The sequence below is a fragment of the Cellulomonas chengniuliangii genome (genome assembly GCF_024508335.1).
In the GTDB taxonomy this organism is placed as follows: domain Bacteria; phylum Actinomycetota; class Actinomycetes; order Actinomycetales; family Cellulomonadaceae; genus Cellulomonas_A; species Cellulomonas_A chengniuliangii.
In genome coordinates this window covers 3170080-3188366 of sequence record NZ_CP101988.1, presented here as the reverse complement: position 1 = coordinate 3188366, position 18287 = coordinate 3170080, and the positions used below count along the sequence as shown (strand labels likewise).

Annotated in this window: 16 protein-coding genes and 1 tRNA gene; 7 read left to right on the top strand and 10 right to left on the bottom strand. The window is 72.5% G+C overall.

Annotated features, from left to right (window positions below; genetic code table 11):
* The first annotated feature begins 118 nt into the window (after positions 1 to 118).
* The 3 genes from NP064_RS14795 to NP064_RS14785 are packed head-to-tail and all read left to right on the top strand — an operon-like array spanning position 119 to position 3338.
* Positions 119 to 1588: a sensor histidine kinase gene (locus tag NP064_RS14795; protein WP_227570090.1), complete on the top strand. Its 1470-nt coding sequence runs from the start codon at positions 119 to 121 to the stop codon at positions 1586 to 1588.
* The gene (locus tag NP064_RS14790) at positions 1576 to 2256 is read left to right on the top strand and encodes a response regulator transcription factor (RefSeq protein WP_227570091.1); all 681 of its coding nucleotides are present in this window, start codon (positions 1576 to 1578) and stop codon (positions 2254 to 2256) included. Before NP064_RS14795 ends, NP064_RS14790 begins: the two co-directional genes overlap by 13 nt.
* On the top strand, positions 2253 to 3338 hold the full coding sequence (locus NP064_RS14785) for a DUF4097 family beta strand repeat-containing protein (protein ID WP_227570092.1): 1086 nt from the start codon (positions 2253 to 2255) through the stop codon (positions 3336 to 3338). Before NP064_RS14790 ends, NP064_RS14785 begins: the two co-directional genes overlap by 4 nt.
* An 87-nt stretch (positions 3339 to 3425) precedes the next feature.
* Here the strand turns inward: NP064_RS14785 and NP064_RS14780 are convergent.
* The 5 genes from NP064_RS14780 to NP064_RS14760 all read right to left on the bottom strand — a co-directional run bounded on the left by NP064_RS14780 (position 3426) and on the right by NP064_RS14760 (position 11843).
* Positions 3426 to 3499 (bottom strand) — tRNA-Pro (locus NP064_RS14780).
* A gap of 104 nt (positions 3500 to 3603) precedes the next feature.
* Positions 3604 to 4557, bottom strand: a complete 954-nt coding sequence (locus tag NP064_RS14775) for a metallophosphoesterase (RefSeq protein ID WP_227570093.1) — start codon at positions 4555 to 4557, stop codon at positions 3604 to 3606.
* On the bottom strand, positions 4557 to 6959 hold the full coding sequence (locus tag NP064_RS14770) for a penicillin-binding protein (RefSeq protein WP_227570094.1): 2403 nt from the start codon (positions 6957 to 6959) through the stop codon (positions 4557 to 4559). The genes NP064_RS14775 and NP064_RS14770 overlap by 1 nt, the downstream gene beginning before the upstream one ends.
* A 112-nt stretch (positions 6960 to 7071) precedes the next feature.
* The gene (locus tag NP064_RS14765) at positions 7072 to 9516 is read right to left on the bottom strand and encodes a penicillin-binding protein (RefSeq protein WP_227570095.1); all 2445 of its coding nucleotides are present in this window, start codon (positions 9514 to 9516) and stop codon (positions 7072 to 7074) included.
* Positions 9517 to 9569: 53 nt separating this feature from the next.
* Positions 9570 to 11843, bottom strand: a complete 2274-nt coding sequence (locus NP064_RS14760) for a penicillin-binding protein (RefSeq protein WP_256813654.1) — start codon at positions 11841 to 11843, stop codon at positions 9570 to 9572.
* A gap of 314 nt (positions 11844 to 12157) precedes the next feature.
* On the opposite strand from NP064_RS14760, the gene NP064_RS14755 reads away from it, so the two are divergent.
* Genes NP064_RS14755 through NP064_RS14745 form a run of 3 tightly spaced genes read left to right on the top strand, consistent with a single transcriptional unit; the run spans position 12158 to position 13099 of the window.
* The gene (locus NP064_RS14755) at positions 12158 to 12457 is read left to right on the top strand and encodes a WhiB family transcriptional regulator (RefSeq protein WP_284439674.1); all 300 of its coding nucleotides are present in this window, start codon (positions 12158 to 12160) and stop codon (positions 12455 to 12457) included.
* Positions 12458 to 12467: 10 nt separating this feature from the next.
* A complete protein-coding gene (sp36, locus tag NP064_RS14750) occupies positions 12468 to 12629 on the top strand; it encodes a Sp36 family protein (protein ID WP_227570097.1) in 162 nt (53 codons plus the stop codon).
* Positions 12626 to 13099, top strand: a complete 474-nt coding sequence (locus NP064_RS14745) for a RidA family protein (protein ID WP_227570098.1) — start codon at positions 12626 to 12628, stop codon at positions 13097 to 13099. Before sp36 ends, NP064_RS14745 begins: the two co-directional genes overlap by 4 nt.
* A 4-nt stretch (positions 13100 to 13103) precedes the next feature.
* Here the strand turns inward: NP064_RS14745 and NP064_RS14740 are convergent, their stop codons facing one another.
* Together NP064_RS14740 and NP064_RS14735 are read right to left on the bottom strand one after the other, a co-directional pair.
* Positions 13104 to 13781 carry a Crp/Fnr family transcriptional regulator gene (locus NP064_RS14740; RefSeq protein ID WP_284439673.1) on the bottom strand — a complete coding sequence of 226 codons (678 nt, stop codon included), beginning with the start codon at positions 13779 to 13781 and terminating at the stop codon, positions 13104 to 13106.
* Between the two features lie 53 nt (positions 13782 to 13834).
* Positions 13835 to 14257, bottom strand: coding sequence for a hypothetical protein (locus tag NP064_RS14735; RefSeq protein ID WP_256813653.1), 423 nt, complete (start codon positions 14255 to 14257; stop codon positions 13835 to 13837).
* A 179-nt stretch (positions 14258 to 14436) separates the two neighbouring features.
* On the opposite strand from NP064_RS14735, the gene nth reads away from it, so the two are divergent.
* Positions 14437 to 15144 (top strand): endonuclease III, encoded by a 708-nt coding sequence (gene nth / locus NP064_RS14730; RefSeq protein ID WP_227570100.1) that lies wholly within the window; start codon positions 14437 to 14439, stop codon positions 15142 to 15144.
* A gap of 9 nt (positions 15145 to 15153) precedes the next feature.
* On the opposite strand, the gene NP064_RS14725 is transcribed toward nth, so the two are convergent.
* The 3 genes from NP064_RS14725 to NP064_RS14715 all read right to left on the bottom strand — a co-directional run bounded on the left by NP064_RS14725 (position 15154) and on the right by NP064_RS14715 (position 18257).
* A complete protein-coding gene (locus tag NP064_RS14725; protein WP_227570101.1) occupies positions 15154 to 16080 on the bottom strand; it encodes an alpha/beta fold hydrolase in 927 nt (308 codons plus the stop codon).
* Positions 16081 to 16091: 11 nt separating this feature from the next.
* Positions 16092 to 17381, bottom strand: coding sequence for a Na+/H+ antiporter NhaA (gene nhaA / locus NP064_RS14720; RefSeq protein ID WP_227570102.1), 1290 nt, complete (start codon positions 17379 to 17381; stop codon positions 16092 to 16094).
* Between the two features lie 129 nt (positions 17382 to 17510).
* The gene (locus NP064_RS14715) at positions 17511 to 18257 is read right to left on the bottom strand and encodes a winged helix-turn-helix transcriptional regulator (protein WP_227570103.1); all 747 of its coding nucleotides are present in this window, start codon (positions 18255 to 18257) and stop codon (positions 17511 to 17513) included.
* Positions 18258 to 18287: the final 30 nt, after the last annotated feature.

Genomic DNA, 18287 nt, shown 5'->3' with positions numbered 1-18287 from the left:
GGCCGGCCCCTCGTGCGCGCGCCGGCCGTCGCAGCGGTCGAGGTAGGGACAACCCCACCCCGGAACGGTGGGCGGGCAGGCTGGGATCGCGCAGGTCAGCGGCCCTACCTTCGTCTTCATGGAGAACACGACCCGCGCGGCCCAGGCCGCCCCCGCGTCGGGCGCCGTCCCGCCGCCCGACGCCCCGCCCCCGGTGACGCCGCCTCCGGCAGCGCCCTCGAGCCTGGTGTCCCGGCACACCAGCCTCGGCGACGACCTCGACCGGGTGGCCCCGGCTCTGCGCGGCGGGCAGGCGCTCATCCTGGCGCCGTGGGCCGCCGCGACCTGGCGCTCGGTCTCCCAGGTCGCCATCGGGTTCTTCGTGCTGCTGCTGGCGGGCGTCGTCGCGCTGTCCGTGGTGCCCGTGTTCCTGGTGCTCACCGTGCTGGGTGTGGGCATCCCACTGCTCGCCGGGGTGCTCGCGGCCACCAGCCCGCTCGCAACCCTCGAGCGGGCCCGCCTCGAAGCCCAGCTGCACGTGCGCATCCCCGCCCCGGCTCATCGGCGCCACGGATCGGCCAGCGTGTGGCGCCAGTTCCTCGCGCTGCTCACCGACGGGCGGCGGTGGGCCGCGATCGCCTACGCCGCCGTGGCGCTGCTGCTGGTCTCGGTCGAGGCAGCCGTCGTGTGGGCAGGGTTCGGCGGCTCGTTGGCCGCGGTGGCGTTGCCGGTCTACAGCACGGCGACGGACCTCACGCCCGCCGAAGTGACACCCTGGGTGGCCGCAGGCGTGATGGGGGTCTGGGTCACCTCGTGGGCGAGCCAGGCGCTGGCCCTGGCCCACGTCCGGCTCGCCCGGGCGCTGCTCGGCCCCGGGCAGCGCGGCGCCGTCGACGAGGCCCGCGCCCAGGCCGCGATGGCACAGGAGCAGGCGGCCGCCGCGCAGGAGCGCGTCGAGGTGGCGCAGGTCCGCGCCGAGCACCTCACCGAGACCCGCACCCGCGCCGTGGGCGCCGCCGACACCGAGCGCCGGCGCATCGAGCGCGACCTGCACGACGGAGCCCAGCAGCGGCTCGTGGCCCTGGGCGTCGAGCTCGGCGCCGCGAAGCGCGCCGCGGCAGCCGACCCCGATGCCGCCCGCGACGCCATCGACCACGCCCACCGCGAGGTCAAGGAGGTGCTGGCCGAGCTCCGCGACCTCGTGCGGGGCATCCATCCCGCCGTGCTGACCGACCGCGGCCTCGACGCGGCGCTCTCCGCGCTCGCGGCCCGCAGCCCGGTGCCGGTCGAGGTGGACGTGCCCGACGCCGACGCGCTCGCGGACTGCTCGCCCGCCGCGCAGGCCGCCGCCTACTTCGTGGCCGCCGAGGCGCTGACCAACGCCGCCCGGCACGCCGACGCCGCCACGGTGCGCCTCGTCGTGCGCACGCGCGACGACCGGCTGCGGCTCGAGGTGGCCGACGACGGCCGGGGCGGCGCCTCCGAGCTGCCTGGCAGCGGCCTGGAAGGGCTACGCGGACGGGTCGAGGCCCTGGACGGCACGTTCGACCTGGACAGCCCTCCAGGGGCCGGCACGCGTCTGGTGGTGGAGGTCCCATGCGCATCGTGATCGCGGAGGACTCGGTCCTGCTGCTCGACGGCTTGACCCGGCTCCTGGAGTCCGAGGGCCACGAGGTCGTCGGCCACCGCTCAGCCGACGAGGCGGTGGCCGTGCTCGGCCGGCCCACCGGCCCGGGGAACACCCTGCCCGACCTCCTCGTGACCGACGTCCGCATGCCTCCGACCCACACCGACGAAGGGCTGCGCGCCGCGGTGCACCTGCGCAGCCTGCACCCGACCCTGCCGGTGCTGGTGCTCTCGCAGTACGTCGAGCAGCGCTACGCCTCCGAGTTGTTCGCGGGCGACGTCCGCAGCCTGGGCTACCTGTTGAAGGACCGCATCGCGGACGTCGACGAGCTGCTCGACGCCGTCGGGCGGGTCGCCGGGGGCGGCACAGTGATCGACCCCGAGGTCGTCGCGCAGTTGCTCGCCCGCGCACGGCGCCCCGTCCTGGAGCGGCTCACTGCGCGGGAGCGCGAGGTCCTCGCCCTGATGGCGGAGGGCCGGTCCAACGCGGCCATCGCCGAGCGGCTCGTGGTCGGCACCGCCGCCGTCGAGAAGCACGTCACATCCATCCTGACCAAGCTCGAGCTCACGCCCGGCGCCGACGACCACCGTCGGGTGCTCGCGGTCCTGCGCTACCTGGAGCACGCACCCCACCGAGGAGACCTGTCATGAGCGCGCCCACCCTGAACCCCGTTGTCACCGGACCGCCCGCGCCGGAGCCCGGCGGCCGGCGGGGCCAGCGTGCCCTGGCGTGGACCGGCGGCGTCGTCGGCGCCGCCATGATCGCGCTGTGCGCGGTCCAGGTCGCCGACCTGTTCGCGACGAGCACCGAGTCCCGTGACCACGACTACCCCGCGGCGGAGGTCGTGGAGCTCGCGGCTGACGGCGCGGTGGTCGTCGACGTCGGGGGAGACGAGCAGGTTCTGGTGACCGAGCACCGCCGCACCGGTTTCGGGGGGAGCGTGTACACCGCGAACCGCACCGCGAACGACGGCAGCAGCCGCCTCGCCATCGAGAACGTGTGCGACCGGCAGTGGTGGAGCGTGAGCTGCGAGGCCGGGCTGACGGTGACCGTGCCCGTCGGCACCGCCGTCGTCGTGCGCTCCACGTTCGGCGACATCACGGTGTCCGACATCGCGGGACCCATCGAGGCGCGCACCGAGGACGGGCGCGTGACGGTGGTCGACGCGGACGGCGACGTGGTGGCGTCGAGCGACTCGGGGGACGTGCAGGTGGACGGGGTGCGCGGCAACCTGACCGCGAGCACCTCGCACGGCGCGGTCGAGGTCGCGCGGGTGAGCGGCGACGTGGTGGCGCGCTCGAACTCGGGAGACGTCACGGTGGACGGCGGCCGCCAGGTCGCGGCGTCGACCTCTGACGGCGCGGTCGCGGTCACCGCCGCCCGAGGGGCGGTCACCGCGACCTCCGGATCGGGCGACGTGGACGTCGAGGACGTCACGGGCGACGTGGAGGCGAGGTCCTCCGACGGCGGGGTGACGGTGCGGTCGGTGAGCGGCCACGTCCGCGCCAACTCCGGCAGCGGCCGCGTCCTGGTCGGGGCGGCCCGTGGCGACGTCGAGGCGACGTCGTCTGACGGCGCGGTGACCGTCCACGGGCCCGCCGAGCCTGTCGCGCTGACCATCGCCACCAACGACGGCCGCACCACGGTCGAGGGCCCCACCGACCCGACGGCCAGCAGGACCGTGGTCATCCGCTCGGGAAGCGGCAACGTGGCCTACCTGGGCCCGCGCTGACCCCACCCCGCGCGGCGGCTCGTCCGCCCACGGCAAAGGCCCCTGATCTCGCGTCTCCGCAGATCAGGGGCCTTGCTGTCTCACCGGTCGGGGTGGCGGGATTCGAACCCACGACCTCTTCGTCCCGAACGAAGCGCGCTACCAAGCTGCGCCACACCCCGGTTGAGCCTGGCCAGAATAGCCGACGAAGTGCCCAGCGACGAAACCGGGTGTCAAGCGATCGTCTGACGCCCGCGCTGACCTCGGCCGCCGTCGGCGGCGGGCCTCAACCGGCGACGGGCGCCAGGGTCAGCACGGTGGCCTCGGGGCGGCACGCGAATCGCAGCGGCGCGTAGGGCGAGGTGCCCAGGCCGCCCGAGACGTGCATCCACGTGGACCCCGCGCCACCGGGGGAGTCGGGCCGTGCGCCTGGCCATCCGTGCAGGCCCTTGGCCCGGCCGCGGTCGAGGTCGCAGTTGGTGACCAGGGCGCCGAAGAACGGGACCGCGAGCTGCCCGCCATGCGTGTGCCCCGCGATGATCAGGTCCGCGCCGTCGTCCTGCATCTCGTCCAGGACGCGCCGGTAGGGGGCGTGCGCGACTCCCAGGTGCAGGTCGGCGTCGACCTCGGCCCGCAGGCCGACCGGATCCGTCTGGTCGTCCCGCGCGGGGAACCGGTCCAGGTCCAGGTGCGGGTCGTCGACCCCCACCAGCGAGATGCGCCGCCCGGCCACGTCCAGGGTGTCGCGCCGGTTGGTCAGGTCCTTCCACCCGGCGGCCCGGAAGCGTGCGGCGAGCTCCCGCCACGGCAGCTCGGCGGCCGTCGGCAGGCGCGGAAGGCGCGCGTCGGGCAGCAGGTAGCGCGCGGGGTTCTTCGCCGACGGCGCCACGTAGTCGTTCGAGCCCATGACGAAGGCGCCGGGCTTGGCCAGGTGCGGCTCGAGCGCCTCCAGGAGCGCCGGCATGGCCTCGAGGTGCGCCCAGTTGTCCCCGGTGTCGACGACCATGTCCACGTCGAGGGACGCGAGGTCGCGCACCCAGTCGACCTTGCGGCGCTGTCCTGGCGTCAGGTGCAGGTCGGAGAGGTGCAGGATGCGCAGCGGCTCCTGTCCCGCCGGGAGCACCGGCACCGTGACCTCGCGGAGCGCGTACCAGCGGACCTCGACCAGCGAGGCCCACGCGAGGGCCCCGGCGCCGGCGAGCGCGAGCCCGCCGACGGCCTGCCGTGCGCTGGGCGCCATCAGTTGTTGCCCTCGGGGCCAGGACCGCCGGGGCCGTTCCCGCCGCCACGGCCCCGGTCCGGGTCGCCATCGTTCGACGGAGCCGGGGGCTGCCCGTTGGACAGGCTCAGCGTCACCCAGGAGCCCTTGGTGCCGGTCCCCGTCAGGGACTGCGACCCGACGGAGCCGGCCGCCGCGTTCGAGTTGACCTGGTCGGGCCCGACCCGGGCGTTGAACCCGGCGGCGCGCAGCGCCGAGATGGCCGCCTCGGGCGCCTGCCCCACCACGTTCGGGACGGGGATCTGCACCCCGTAGAGCAGGGTGCTGTCGACGGCGCCGAAGTCGGGCACGTCCTTGCCCGCCATGGCCTGCGTCATGAAGCTCTTCCAGGTGGGGGCCGCGACGGTCGAGCCGTACATGTACTGCACCCACTTGCCGCCCACGTTCATCCGCTGCACGGGGATCATGCCCTCGCTGTAGCCGACCCACACGGCCGCCGCGCGCAGCGGCGTGTAGCCCACGAACCAGGTGTTCTCGTTGCGCGAGGTGGTGCCCGTCTTGCCGGCCGAGGCGAAGGGCGGCGCGCCCACGGACTTGGCCGTGCCGGTCCACACGTTGCTCATCGCGTGGTTCATCGCGTTGGCGATCTGCGGCTCGACGGCCCGGGTGCAGTTGGCGCTCGGGATGGGGATCTCCTCGCCCGCCGGGTTGGTGACGCTGGTGATCGCGATGGGCTCGCAGTACATGCCGCCCGAGGCGAACGTCGCGAACGCGGCGGCCATCTTCAGCGGGGCGACGGACTGGCTGCCGAGCACGTTGGCGGGCAGTGGGTCGAAGGCCTTGCCGTTACCGCCCTGCACGACGCCGAGGCTCGCGGCGCCCTCCATGATCGAGCACAGGTCGAGCTGGGTGGCCATCGCGATGAAGGCGGAGTTCACCGAGTTGCGCGTCGCGTCGAGCACCGACATGACGCCGCTTCTGCCGCCCTCGGCGTTGCCGAACTTGTAGGTGTCGGTGCCCAGCGTGGTGCACGGCGCCGTGAAGGCCCGCTGCGGGTACGACATCTTGGTGCCGTCCACGGTCTCGTTGAGGCTGTGCCCCTGCTTGAGCCACTCGAGGAGCGTGAACGCCTTGAACGTCGAGCCGGGGGCGAAGCCGGTCGAGCCGCCGTAGGCCTTGTCGGTGTTGTAGTTGACCGAGCTCTCCCCGGGGACACCGGAGTTCACCGCGGTGTAGACGCGGTTCTGCGCCATCGCGGTGATGCGGCCGGTGCCCGGCTCCACGACGGACATCGCGTGCGCGACCCCCGAGCGGTCGTCGACGGGGATGCTCTTCTTGACCTCGGAGTCGGCGATCGCCTGCTCAGCGGGGTCGAGGGTGGTCGTGATCGTCAGGCCGCCGCGGTACAGCAGGTCCAGCCGCTCATCCTCCGTCGCGCCGAAGGCCTCGTTGTTCTTGACGACCTTGACCACGTAGTCGCAGAAGTAGCCCGAGCCGGGGACCGCCTGGTCGGCGGACATGCACCCGAGACGCGGCTCCTGGGGGCGCAGCGTGTCCGCGAGAGGCGTGGCGATGCCGGCGTCGTACTCCTCGGCGGTGATCTTCCCCTGCGCCTTCATGAGCTGGAGCACCACGTTGCGCCGGGTCTGCGAGTTCTCCGGGTTCCGGATCGGGTCCCACTTGGTGGGGCTCTGCGTGACCCCCGCGAGGGTCGCGGCCTGCAGGTAGGTGAGGTCCGCGGCGGAGGTGGAGAAGTACTTCTGCGCGGCCGCCTCGACCCCGTACACCGAGACGCCGAACTGCGCGATGTTCAGGTAGTTCTCGAGGATCTGCTCTTTGGTGGTGGTCTTCTCCAGCGAGATGGCCAGCTTGGCCTCGCGCAGCTTGCGCGAGTACCCCTCGATGCCCTCGGACTCGGTGGCGGCGGCCATCGCCTCGGCGTCGCCGTTGCGCACGGCAGTCTCGAGCAGGACGTTCTTCACGTACTGCTGCGTGAGTGTCGAGGCGCCCTGGGTGGCGTCGCTCGAGGCGTTCTTCACGGCGGCCCGGAGCATGCCGGTCGGGTCGATCCCGCCGTGCTCGAAGAACCGCTTGTCCTCGGTGGCGACCACGGCGTCCCGCATCACGGGGGCGATCCGGTCGAGCGGCACGACGATGCGGTCCTCGGCGTAGAACTCGGCCAGGACGTTGCCGGTGGCGTCGAGCATCGTCGACTTCTCGGAGAGCGGCCGGGTGCTCAGCTCGGAGGGGAGGTCGTCGAACGCGGTGACCGTGACGTCGGCGGCGCCCTTGGCCACTGCGATCGCGGGGAGCAGCGTCCCGGCGGCCACCAGTCCGCCGACCCCGGCCGTCAGCACGAACGCGAGGAGCAGGGCTGTCGCCTGGGCGAGGTTGACCTGGCGGCCACGGGGGGAGGGAGCCATGCTCCGTAGGGTACGGGAGACGGCCGTGCCTCCCCTGGCGGCACGAGCGGGCCCGCCGGACCTGCACGGGACCGCCACAGGGTCTCGACCGGGCGTGCGCCGGCCTCGCGGATCAGCCCCGGTTGCCCGGGCCCGGCGGCGGGTTCCCCGGCCCCCCAGGGTTGCCCGGTCCTCCTGGCTGGCCAGGTGAGCCAGGCCACCCGGGCCCGTTCCCGCCCTGCCCGTCGGAGACGCGCAGCGTGACGACCGAGCCCTTCACCGCGGTCCCGTTCGGCGACTGCTCCGCCACCACGTTGGCCTGCAGGCTCGAGCTGACCGGATCCGGCGACAACGCGACGCCGAACCCGGCGCCCTTGAGCGCGGCCGTGGCCGCTTCGACGCTCTGGCCGATCACCGACGGCACAAAGACCTTCTCGCCGACTACCTCCTTGTCGCGCGGCGCGGTGAACTCGGGCACGTCCTGGCCCTCCATCGCAGGGTCCATGAACGAGCGCCAGATCGGGCCCGCGATGGTGGCGCCGTAGACGGACCTCTCGACTTTCCCCTTGACCCTGATGTTCTTCGCCTGCCGGGTCCCGTCGTGGTAGCCGACCCACACGGCCGCCGCGCGCAGAGGGGTGTACCCCGCGAACCAGGTGTGCTCGTTGAACGAGCTCGTGCCGGTCTTCCCGGCGGACGTGTACGCGGTCTTGCCGAGCTTGCTCGCGGTGCCGTTCCACACGTTGCCCAACGCGTACGTCATCGCGTGGGCGATGTGCGGCTCGACCGCCTGGTGGCAGTCGGCGGTGGGGACCGCGAGCTCGTCGCCGGACGCCGCCCGGACGCTGAGGATCGCGATCGGCTTGCAGAAGACGCCCTCCGCCGCGAGCGACGCGTACGCGGCGGACATCGTCAGTGGGGCGACCTCCTCCGTGCCGATGATGTTGCTGGGCTGGACGGTGAGGTTGACCGCGCCGTCCGCGCGGGGGACCGCCCGGTGGATGCCCACCGACTCGGCGCCGGCGATCATCCCGCACAGGTCGACCTTGCTGCCCATCGCGATGTACGCCGAGTTCACCGAGTTCTTCGTGGCGTCGAGCACGGACATGGTCGTCCACGAGCCGCCCTCGGCGTTGCCCGGGGTCCATGCCTTCCCGCCGCTGTCGGTCAGCCGGGTGCAGGGCGCGTTGAACTCCTTGGCCGGCCACGACCTGCGCGAGCCGTCGATGTTCTCGTTGAGGCTGTGCCCCTCCTTGAGCCACTGCATCAGCGTGAACGGCTTGAACGTGGACGCGGGCTGCATCCCGCGCGAGCCGCCGTACTCGTAGTCGGTGTTGAGGTTGAGCGCGGTCTGCCGGTTCTCGCCGCCGGTGGGCACGTACTCCCAGTTCTGCGCCATCGCGGTGATGTGCCCGGTGCCCGGCTGGACCACCGAGAAAGCCGTCGACAGGTCTTCAGGGCTGCCCGCGGGCAGCCACTCCTCGACCGCCGCCTTGGCGAGCGCCTGCTCGCGCGGGTCCAGCGTCGTGGTGATCGTCAGCCCGCCGCGGTACAGGTTGTCCTTGCGCGCCTGCCGGTCGGCCCCGAACACGGGGTCGGTCATGAGGATCTTGGTGACGTAGTCGCAGAAGTACCCCGAGCCGGCCACGACCGTGTCGGCCATCTTGCAGGCCTCCTTGGGCCGCTGGATGTTGAGCGTGTTCGCCAGCGGTGTCGCCACACCGGCGTCGTGCTCCTCCTGCGAGATGAGCTCTTGCTGCAGCATCAGGCCCAGCACGGTGTCCCGGCGCCCCTGCGGCTCTGTGAGGTCGTCGATGTTCTTCGCGGGGTCGTACCGGCCGGGGGCTTTGGTGATGCCCGCGATCGTGGCGGCCTCGAGGTAGTTGACGTCGGAGGCGGGCTTGCCGAAGTAGTACTCCGCAGCGGCCTCCACCCCGTACACCGAGGCGCCGAAGGCCGCGATGTTCAGGTACCCCTCGAGGATCTTCTCCTTCGGGGTCTCCTTCTCCAGCGAGATCGCGAGCTTCGCCTCCCGCAGCTTGCGGCTGTAGCCCTCGGTCCCGTCCGCCTCTCGGGCGTCGGCCGCCGCTGCCCGGTCCTGCTCGCTGTTGGCGGCCTCGATCAGCACGTTCTTCACGTACTGCTGGGTGAGGGTCGACGCCCCCTGGGTCGACTCGGTCGTGGAGTTCTTCACGACGGCCCGGAGCATGCCCATCGGGTCCACGCCGCCGTGCTCGTAGAACCGCTTGTCCTCCACCGCGACCACGGTCTGCCGCAGGATCGGCGCGATGGCCTCGAGCGGCACCACGATCCGGTTCTCGGTGTACAGCTCGGCCAGCAGCGTGCCGTCCGCGGCGAGGATGGTCGACTTCTCCGGCAAGGGCTTGATCGCCAGCTCCGAGGGCAGGCCGTCGAACGCGGTGACCGTGACGTCGGTGGTGCCCTTCGCCACCGTGACCACCGGGATCATCAGGGCGGCGGCCACCAGCCCGCCCGCGCCGGCGGTGACGACGAACGCGACGAGCAGGGCCGTCGCCTGGCCGAGGCTGACCTGGCGGCCACGGGGGGAGGTAGCCATGGTGGGGAGGGTAGCGGGACCTGGGCATTAGGGACAGGGAGTGCGGTTTCGGGTCATTCCCCTCCGGTGGGGAGCGTCATGCCCTCGTCAGCGGGAGGCGAGCCCGTGGACGGGTTGATGGTGACGGTCGAGCCCTTCATCGCCGAGCCGGTGACGTCCTGTGCGCCCACCGTGTCGGCGGGGGTGAGGGCGGGGACGGCATCGCCCACGGCGACCGTGAAGCCCGAATACTCGAGCACGGCGGCCGCCTCCTCGATCGCCAGCCCCACCACGTTCGGCGTCGAGACCAGGCGCCCGTCCAGCACGACGGGACCGATGCCCCCGAAGTCCGGCACGGAGGCGCCCTCCATCGCCTGGTCCATGTACCGGACCCAGGTGGGCCCCGCGATCGTGGCGCCGTAGGTGTACTTCACCGCCTTGCCGTTGATGACCATGTTCTGCACGGGGATGAACCCCTCGCTGAAGCCGACCCACACCGCTGCCGAGCGCACCGGGTTGTACCCGACGAACCAGGTGTCCTCGTTGTGGCTCGTCGTGCCCGTCTTGCCGGACGCGGGGTACGGGCGGGCGCCCAACGACTTGCCGGTGCCGCTCCACACGTTGCCGAGGGCGTAGTTGAGCTGGGCGGCGATCGACGGCTCGATGGCCTGCGTGCAGTCGGGGGCCGGCACGGGGATCTGGCTGCCGTCGGGGGTCGAGACGTTCGTGATGGCCACCGGCTTGCAGTAGACGCCGCCCGCGGAGAACGCCGCGAACGCCGCGGCCATCCGCAGCGGGGCCACGGACTGGCTGCCCAGCACGTTGGCGGGCAGCGGGTCGAAGGGCTTGCCGTTGCCGCCCTGCACGATGCCGAGGCTGGCGGCGCCCTCCATGATCGAGCAGAGGTTGAGCTTGGTGGCCATCGCGATGTACGCCGAGTTCACCGAGTTGCGCGTCGCGTCGATGACGCTCATGGGCCCGCTCGCGCTGCCCTCCGCGTTGCCGAAGCTGTAGATCTCCCGCCCCACGCGCACGCACGGCGCCGGGAAGGCCCGGATCGGGTAGGACATCGGGCTGGCGTCGACCACCTCGTCGAGCGAGTGGCCCTCCCGGAGCCATTGGAGCAGCGTGAACGGCTTGAACGTCGAGCCGGGCGCGAACCCGCTCGACCCGCCGTACCCGGTGTCGGTGTTGAAGTTCGTCGAGGTCTCCCGAGGCGGCGCGTCGCTCGCGCTGTTGTAGACGCGGTTCTGCGCCATGGCGGTGATGCGCCCGGTGCCCGGCTCGACCACGGAGATGGCCGACGAGACGCCCGACGGGTCGTCCACCGGGATGCCGTTCTTCACCTCGGCGTCGGCCAGCGCCTGCTCCCGCGGGTCGAGCGTCGTGGTGATGGTCAGCCCGCCGCGGTAGAGCAGCTCGAGGCGGTCGTCGACCGTCTCCCCGAACGCCGGGTCGTTCTTGACCACCTTGGTCACGTAGTCGCAGAAGTACCCGCTGCCGGGCACCTGGGCCCCGGCGGCCATGCAGCTCAGCTTCGAGTCCTGCGGCCGCAGGTAGTCGGCGAGGGGCGTCGCCACGCCCTGGTCGTGCTCCTCGGGCGTGATGTAACCCTGCTCCCGCATGAGCCCCAGCACGACGTCGCGCCGGCCCTGCGAGGCCTCCGGGTTCTTCACGGGGTCCCACTTCGTCGGGCTCTGCGTCACCCCCGCCAGGGTCGCGGCCTCCAGGTACCCGAGCTCCGAGGCCGGCTTGCCGAAGTACCGCTGCGACGCCGCCTCGACCCCGTACACCGCGATGCCGAACTGGGCGATGTTCAGGTAGTTCTCGAGGATCTTGTCCTTGCTGGTGACCTTCTCGAGCGAGACGGCCAGCTTCGCCTCGCGGAGCTTGCGGCCGTACCCCTCCGTCCCCTGCGCCTCGCGCGCGTCTGCCGCGGCCGCGCGGTCGCCGTCGCGCAGCGCCGACTCGATCAGCACGTTCTTCACGTACTGCTGGGTGAGGGTCGAGGCGCCCTGCGTCGAGCTGCCCGAGGCGTTGCGGGCCACCGCCCGCAGCATGCCGGTCGGGTCGATGCCGCCGTGCTCGTAGAAGCGCTTGTCCTCGGTGGCGATCACGGCCTCCTGCATGGCCGGCGCGATCGCGTCCAGCGGGACGGCCTCGCGGTCCTCGGCGTAGAACTCCGCGAGGATCGTGCCGTCGGCGGCGAGCATCACCGACTTCTCGGAGACGGCCTTGACGTCTAGTTCGGATGGCAGGCTGTCGAACGCCGTCGAGGTGACGCCCGCAGTGCCCTTGAGTGCCATCACAGCGGGCAGCACGAGCCCTGCGGCGAGCAGCCCTCCCACCCCTGCGACCAGCGCGAAAGCGACCAGCAGAGAGGTCGCCTGAACAAGATTGACCTGACGGTCCCAAGCTGATCTAGCCCCCATTGAAAGAGCGTACGTGCGCATCTGGGACCCCACCTGGCGAGCCGAGGGGAGCCTGTCCATGCCCAGTTCGGAGCATGTGCGGTGGAATGCGAGCGTGCGCACTGGGGCCCGGAATGACCCGATCGGAGGATGTCCAGGAGGCCTTGGAAGCGCTACCGTCCCTCAGGGCGCCGTGCTGGCGTGCTGAGGGCCGCCGGACGCCGACGGCGGCCGAAGACGAGGGAGCTCGCGTGGGAACGACGCTGCAGGACGCACATTGGGCCGCTGCCGCGGCTTGCGGACTGGGCAAGGTCTCACCTGACGCGCTGTTCGTCGAGGGCGCCGCGCAGCGCGAGGCCCGAGCCGTGTGCACCGGGTGCCCTGTGCGGCTCGAGTGCCTCGCCGACGCGCTCGACAACCGGATGGACTTCGGGGTCTGGGGTGGCATGACCGAGCGTGAGCGCCGCGCGTTGCTCCGCCGCCGCCCCGACGTGCGCTCATGGAAGTCTGAACTGGTGATCAGCGGCGACGTCGCGCTGGCGGCGCACTAGGGTGGCGGCCATGGCCACCCAGTGGGAGTACGCAACCGTTCCGCTCATCATCCACGCCACCAAGGCGATCCTCGACCAGTGGGGCTCTGACGGGTGGGAGCTCGTCCAGGTGATCCAGGGACCCGACGCCGGGCTGGTCGCCTACCTCAAGCGCCCGAAGGCCGGCGCGTGACGGCGACGCCCACCGAGCGGCTCGCCCAGCTCGGCCTGACGCTTCCCGCCGTCGCGGCCCCGCTCGCCGCCTACGTGCCCGCGGTCCGCTCGGGCGACCACGTCTACACGTCGGGCCAGCTCCCGTTCGTGGACGGCGCGCTGCCCGCCACCGGGAAGGTCGGCGACGGCCCCGGGCTGGTGGACCCGTCCGCCGCGCAGGCCCTCGCCCGCACGGCGGCGCTCAACGCGATCGCCGCCGTCGCCTCGGTGGTCGGCGGAGCCGATCACATCGTGCGCGTGGTCAAGGTCGTGGGTTTCGTCGCGAGCGACCCGGCGTTCACCGGCCAGCCCGCGGTCATCAACGGCGCCAGCGAGCTGCTGCAGGCGGTCTTCGGAGACGCGGGCGTGCACGCCCGCTCGGCCGTGGGAGTCGCCGTGCTGCCGCTCGACTCTCCCGTGGAGCTCGAGCTGGTCGTCGAGGTGGCCTGAGGCCTCAGCGGGCGCGGCGCTCGAGGCGGTCGACGTCGAACAGGACGATGGCGCGACCCTCTCGGCGCACCCAGCCCCGCGCGGCGAAGTCGGCCAGCGCCTTGTTGACCGTCTCGCGGGAGGCGCCCACCAACTGGGCGAGCTCCTCCTGCGTGAGGTCGTGAGCCACCCGGATGCCCTCGTCGACCGTCTCGCCGAACCGGGTCGACAGGTCCAGCAGGGCCTTGGCGACCCGGCCGGGCACATCGGAGAAGACCAGGTCTGCCAGCGCCTCGTTGGTGCGCCGCAGGCGGCGGGCCAGGGCGCCCAGCAGGTGCTTCGACACCTTCGGGTTCGCCTCGAGCCAGGCGATCAGCTCGAGGTGGCCGAGCTCGAGGATGGCGCCGTCGGCGACCACCGTGGCGGTCGCGGTGCGGGGGCCCGGGTCGAACAACGACAGCTCGCCGAACATCTCGCCCGGGCCGAGGATGGCCAGCAGGTTCTCGCGGCCGTCGTTGGAGCGGCGGCCGAGCTTGATCTTGCCGGACCGGATCACGTAGAGCCGGTCGCCCGGCTCGCCCTCGTGGAAGAGGACCTCTCCGCGTGACACCTCGACGGGGGTCATCGACGCGATCAGCGCGCTCGACGCCTCGGGGTCCATGCTCGCGAACAGTGGCGCCGACATCACGACGTCCTCTTCCACGCTGGCACCTCACCTTCTCCGCTGGGAACGGTTCTGAGGACCAGTCTGCCGCATCAGATGGGGCGTGGCGCCTCAGGGCCTGCCAGGAGGCGTGCGGGATCCACGGCGAGCGCCTCGATCAGCTCCTCGGTGACCTCGGCCAGCGCGGCGCCCACGCAGCGCTCGTAGTCGGCGAGCCGCTCGTCGAGGTGGCGGAGCACGGGGAGCCTGGACGCCTCCGCGAGAGGCAGCCCGCCGCGGGTGGCGCGGCGCAGCTCGACATGGCTCGGCGGCTCGACCCACCCGGCGGGCATCGGCAGGACGGCGAGCTCCTCGCCCAGGGACGCCGGCATGGCGGCGGCGGCGACCGCCAGGTCGAGACGGGCCTGGACGAGACGGCGCCACCACTGCACGGTCGCCTGCTCGGCCCTCAGCGCGCGACGGCTGCTGCGCAGGTCTGCGCAGTTGGTCATCGTCGGCACGGTTGGGGACATCATCCCGCTCCTGGCTCATCGGTGCGCCGGTGGCGCTCCCTCTGACCAGTTTTTCGGCCTTCACCTGGGAAAACTTGAGACCTGCGGGACTTCATGGGGTGAGGATCACTCGCCAGGAGCAACGGGCAGGACCATCTGGTGGAGAGCCCCCGAACCGCGCGAACGGTGCGTAGGCTGCTGAGGTGACCACGACGCGCAAGTGGCTGGAAGAGACCCCCTTGGCGCGCGTGCGCCGTGCCCGCCGCATCAACCGGGTGCTGGCTGAGCGCTACCCCGATGCCCGGTGCGAGCTCGACTTCACCACCCCGCTCGAGTTGCTCGTGGCGACAGTGCTCTCCGCGCAGACCACCGACGTCCGCGTCAACCAGGTGACCCCGGAGCTGTTCGCGGAGTACCCCGACGCGAAGGCCTACGCCGAGGCGGACCGGGTCGAGCTCGAAGAGCTGCTGCGACCCACCGGGTTCTTCCGGGCCAAGACGGAGGCGCTGCGCGGGATCGGCCGTGAGCTCGTCGAGCGCTTCGACGGTGAGGTGCCGAGCCGCCTGGCCGACCTGGTCACCCTCCCGGGGGTCGGCCGCAAGACGGCCAACGTGGTGCTCGGCAACGCCTTCGGGATTCCCGGCATCACCGTCGACACGCATGTCGGGCGGCTGTCCCGGCGGCTGTTGTGGACCACGGAGGAAGACCCGGTCAAGGTCGAGCAGGACATCGCGTCGCTGATCGAGCGACCCGAGTGGACCATGGCCTCCCACCGCCTGATCTTCCACGGGCGGCGCACCTGCTTCGCGCGGAAGCCCGCCTGCGGCGCGTGCCCGATCGCCGCCGACTGCCCCTCGTTCGGCATCGGCGAGACCGACCCCGTGCTCGCCGCGGCGATGCTCAAGGGCTGACCGGCGCGGTCAGACGGGGGCGACCTCGTCGAGCCAGGCGAGCAGCAGCTCGTTGACGCGGTCGGGCGCCTCCTCGGGCACGTAGTGGCCGGCCCCGGCGACCTTCTCGAAGCGGTACCCGGCGCCCAGCGACGCGGCGATGTGGCCCACGGCGGGCGCGGCGCCCGCCGGCCGGCAGCCGTCGAGCTCGCCGTGCACCTGCAGCACCGGCACCGCCGGGGCCGCGCGCAGGGCCGCGAGGTAGCGACGGCCGTCGAGCCGGGGCCCGGAGCGCACGACCCAGCGGGCCTGCTCCATCGCGGAGTGCGCCGCGAACGGCACGCGGGCGGCCCGGCGGTACGTCTCGGCGACGTCGTCGTCGAGCCAGCCCGGGGCGCCCCACTCCCGCATCACCCGGGCGACCAGGTCGGTGCGGGTCAGCGAGCGCTCGGGCAGGTACGGGAGCTGGAAGTAGGCGAGCCGCCGCGCCGCCGCGGGCGCGAGGGCGGACCGTGGCTCGGAGCGGGTGCGCAGGGGGTGCGGCGCCCCGACCGCGGCCACCGCCTCGGTGAGCGAGGGGTGGTAGGCGGGCATCGACCAGGCGACGTCCCCGCCGAGCCCGTGCCCGACGATCACGGCGCTGTCAGCGCCCATCGACCGCACGACCCCCGCCACGTCGCGCGTCAGGGTCGGCATGTCGTAGCCCTGCGGCGGCTTGTCGGAGGAGCCGGCCCCGCGCAGGTCCATGGCGACCACCCGGTACCCGGCGTCGCCGAGGGCCGGGAGCTGGTGGCGCCACGCCCACCAGAACTGGAGCAGCCCGTGCAGGAGCACCACCATGGGGGCGTCGCGGTCGTCGGGACCGGCGACCGCGACGTGGAATCGGGCGCCGTTCGCCGGCACGAGCTGGTGACGCCACGGTCCGTCGAGGACCAGGGCCGAGGAGTCTGTGGTCATCAGGGCCGAACTTACCCGGTCGGCGTGCCCGGATCCGCGGGTTCGGCCACGAGGAGGTCCCGGCGGACGTGGTGTCGGTCACGCACAGCGAGGGCGATGCCCCCGATGACGGCCGCGGTGGCCGACCCGCAGAGGATGGCGACGGTGAGGTGCTCGGTGTGGGCGGCTCCCTCGCCGAACGCCAGCTCGCCGATCAGCAGCGACACGGTGAACCCGATCCCGGCGACCAGTCCCACCGCGGTGATGTCCGACCATCCGACGCTGGGCGCGAGCGATGCCCGGGTGAAGCGGGCCACGAGCCAGGTGGCGGCGAGGATCCCGATCGGCTTGCCGATCACCAGGCCCAGGGCGACCCCCTGGGCGACGGGGTCCACGAGGGCGCCGGAGATCGCGGCGGGCGACAGGGCGACCCCGGCCGCGCACAGCGCGAAGACCGGCACGGCGATCGAGGCGGACAGCGGGCGCCACCGGTGCTCGAACTGCTCGGCGAGGCTCGGCTCGGCGGGCGTCCTGCCGATCGCGGGCACGGTGAGGGCCAGCAGCACCCCCGCGATCGTGGCGTGCACCCCGGACGCGTGCATGAACGCCCAGGTGGCGATGGCCAGCGGCAGGAGCACGACGGGCGAGCCGATCCAGCCGCGTCGGCGGACTGCCGCGCCGAACGCCGCGACGCCGAGCAGGGCGGCGCCCAGCCAGCCGAGCGCGAGCTGGTCCGTGTAGAAGACGGCGATGATGATGATCGCGAGCAGGTCGTCGACGACGGCCAGGGTGAGCAGGAACGCGCGCAGCGCGAGGGGCAGGTGCTTGCCCGCCACTGCGAGGATCGCCACGACGAACGCGATGTCGGTGGCCGTGGGCACCGCCCATCCCTCGAGCGCGCCGTCGCCCAGCACGTTGACCGCGACGTACACCAGCGCCGGGACGAGCATCCCGCCCACGGCGGCGACGGCGGGCACGATCGCGGTGGACGGCTTGCGGAGCTCGCCGACCACGATCTCCCGCTTGAGCTCGAGCCCGACGACGAAGAAGAAGATCGCGAGCAGGCCGTCGGTGGCCCACTGCGCGACGGTCAGGTCGAGGTGGAGGGCGGCGGGGCCCACGGCGGTCTCCCGCAGCACCTGGTATGTGTCAGCCCAGGGGGAGTTCGCCCAGAGCAGGGCGAGCACGGTGGCCACCAGGAGCAGCACGCCGCCGACCTTCTCGTCGCGGAGCGTGTCGAGCAGGTTCCGCCTGGAGCCGGGCCCGAGGGAAGCGAACAGCCGACGGCGGGCAGGACGGGGTTCTTGGGGTCTGGCAGGCATTCGAGCCACCTCACGGGCGCGCGGACAGGACTGCCGACCAGGCTTCCCGGCACACCACCTTCAGAGTAGTCGCCGAGTCTCGGAGCCACTCCCGGGCGCCCGCTGGACAGTCGGCGCCCTCGTCGCAGGTCAGGCGTCCGCGGGGTGCGCTGCCTCGTCCTCGAGGGTCAGGTCCGCGTCGCTGGGGCGCGGCTGGCGGTCCTTCGGCGGGTCGAACCGGTACCCGACGTTGCGGACGGTGCCGATGAGCTGCTCGTGCTCGAGCCCGAGCTTCGCGCGGAGGCGTCGCACGTGGACGTCGACGGTCCGGGTGCCTCCGTAGTAGTCGTAGCCCCAGACCTCTTGCAGCAGCTGCGCGCGGGTGAAGACACGGCCCGGGTGCTGCACCAGGTACTTGAGGAGCTCGAACTCCTTGTACGTGAGGTCGAGGGGGCGCCCGCGCAGCCGGGCCGTGTAGCCGCCCGGGTCGATCATGAGCTCGCCCGCGGAGATCTCCTGCGGCTGGTCGACGTACGCCGCCGACGCCGCGGACCTCTCGATGACGAGCCGGAAGCGCGTCTCGACCTCGGCGGGGGTGGCGTTCTCCAAGATGATGTCGTCCGCGCCCCACTCGGCCGTCACCACGGTGAGGCCGCCCTCGGTGAGGACGAGCACAAGGGGGACTGTGAGGCCAGTCGCGCGCAGCAGCCGGCACGTGGTGCGGGCGGTGACCAGGTCGCGGCGCGCGTCCAGCACGATGATGTCGGCGTCGGGCGCGTCCACGAGTGCCGACGGCTCGACCGGCAGGACGCGCACCCGGTGCGAGAGCAGCCCGAGGGCCGGCAGCACCTGGGCGGAACCGCCGGGCGCAGGAGTGAGCAGCAGCAGATCTGCCACTGACGGAACCTCCTTGCGTGCGGGTGTGGA

Coding starts and splice junctions, on each gene's coding strand:
- NP064_RS14765 (WP_227570095.1), bottom strand. CDS start 9,516: ATGGCTACCTCCCCCCGTGGCCGCCAGGTCAGCCTCGGCCAGGCGACG.
- NP064_RS14770 (WP_227570094.1), bottom strand. CDS start 6,959: ATGGCTCCCTCCCCCCGTGGCCGCCAGGTCAACCTCGCCCAGGCGACA.
- NP064_RS14775 (WP_227570093.1), bottom strand. CDS start 4,557: ATGGCGCCCAGCGCACGGCAGGCCGTCGGCGGGCTCGCGCTCGCCGGC.
- NP064_RS14790 (WP_227570091.1), top strand. CDS start 1,576: ATGCGCATCGTGATCGCGGAGGACTCGGTCCTGCTGCTCGACGGCTTG.
- NP064_RS14735 (WP_256813653.1), bottom strand. CDS start 14,257: ATGATGTCCCCAACCGTGCCGACGATGACCAACTGCGCAGACCTGCGC.
- sp36 (WP_227570097.1), top strand. CDS start 12,468: ATGGCCACCCAGTGGGAGTACGCAACCGTTCCGCTCATCATCCACGCC.
- NP064_RS14785 (WP_227570092.1), top strand. CDS start 2,253: ATGAGCGCGCCCACCCTGAACCCCGTTGTCACCGGACCGCCCGCGCCG.
- NP064_RS14725 (WP_227570101.1), bottom strand. CDS start 16,080: ATGACCACAGACTCCTCGGCCCTGGTCCTCGACGGACCGTGGCGTCAC.
- nhaA (WP_227570102.1), bottom strand. CDS start 17,381: ATGCCTGCCAGACCCCAAGAACCCCGTCCTGCCCGCCGTCGGCTGTTC.
- NP064_RS14795 (WP_227570090.1), top strand. CDS start 119: ATGGAGAACACGACCCGCGCGGCCCAGGCCGCCCCCGCGTCGGGCGCC.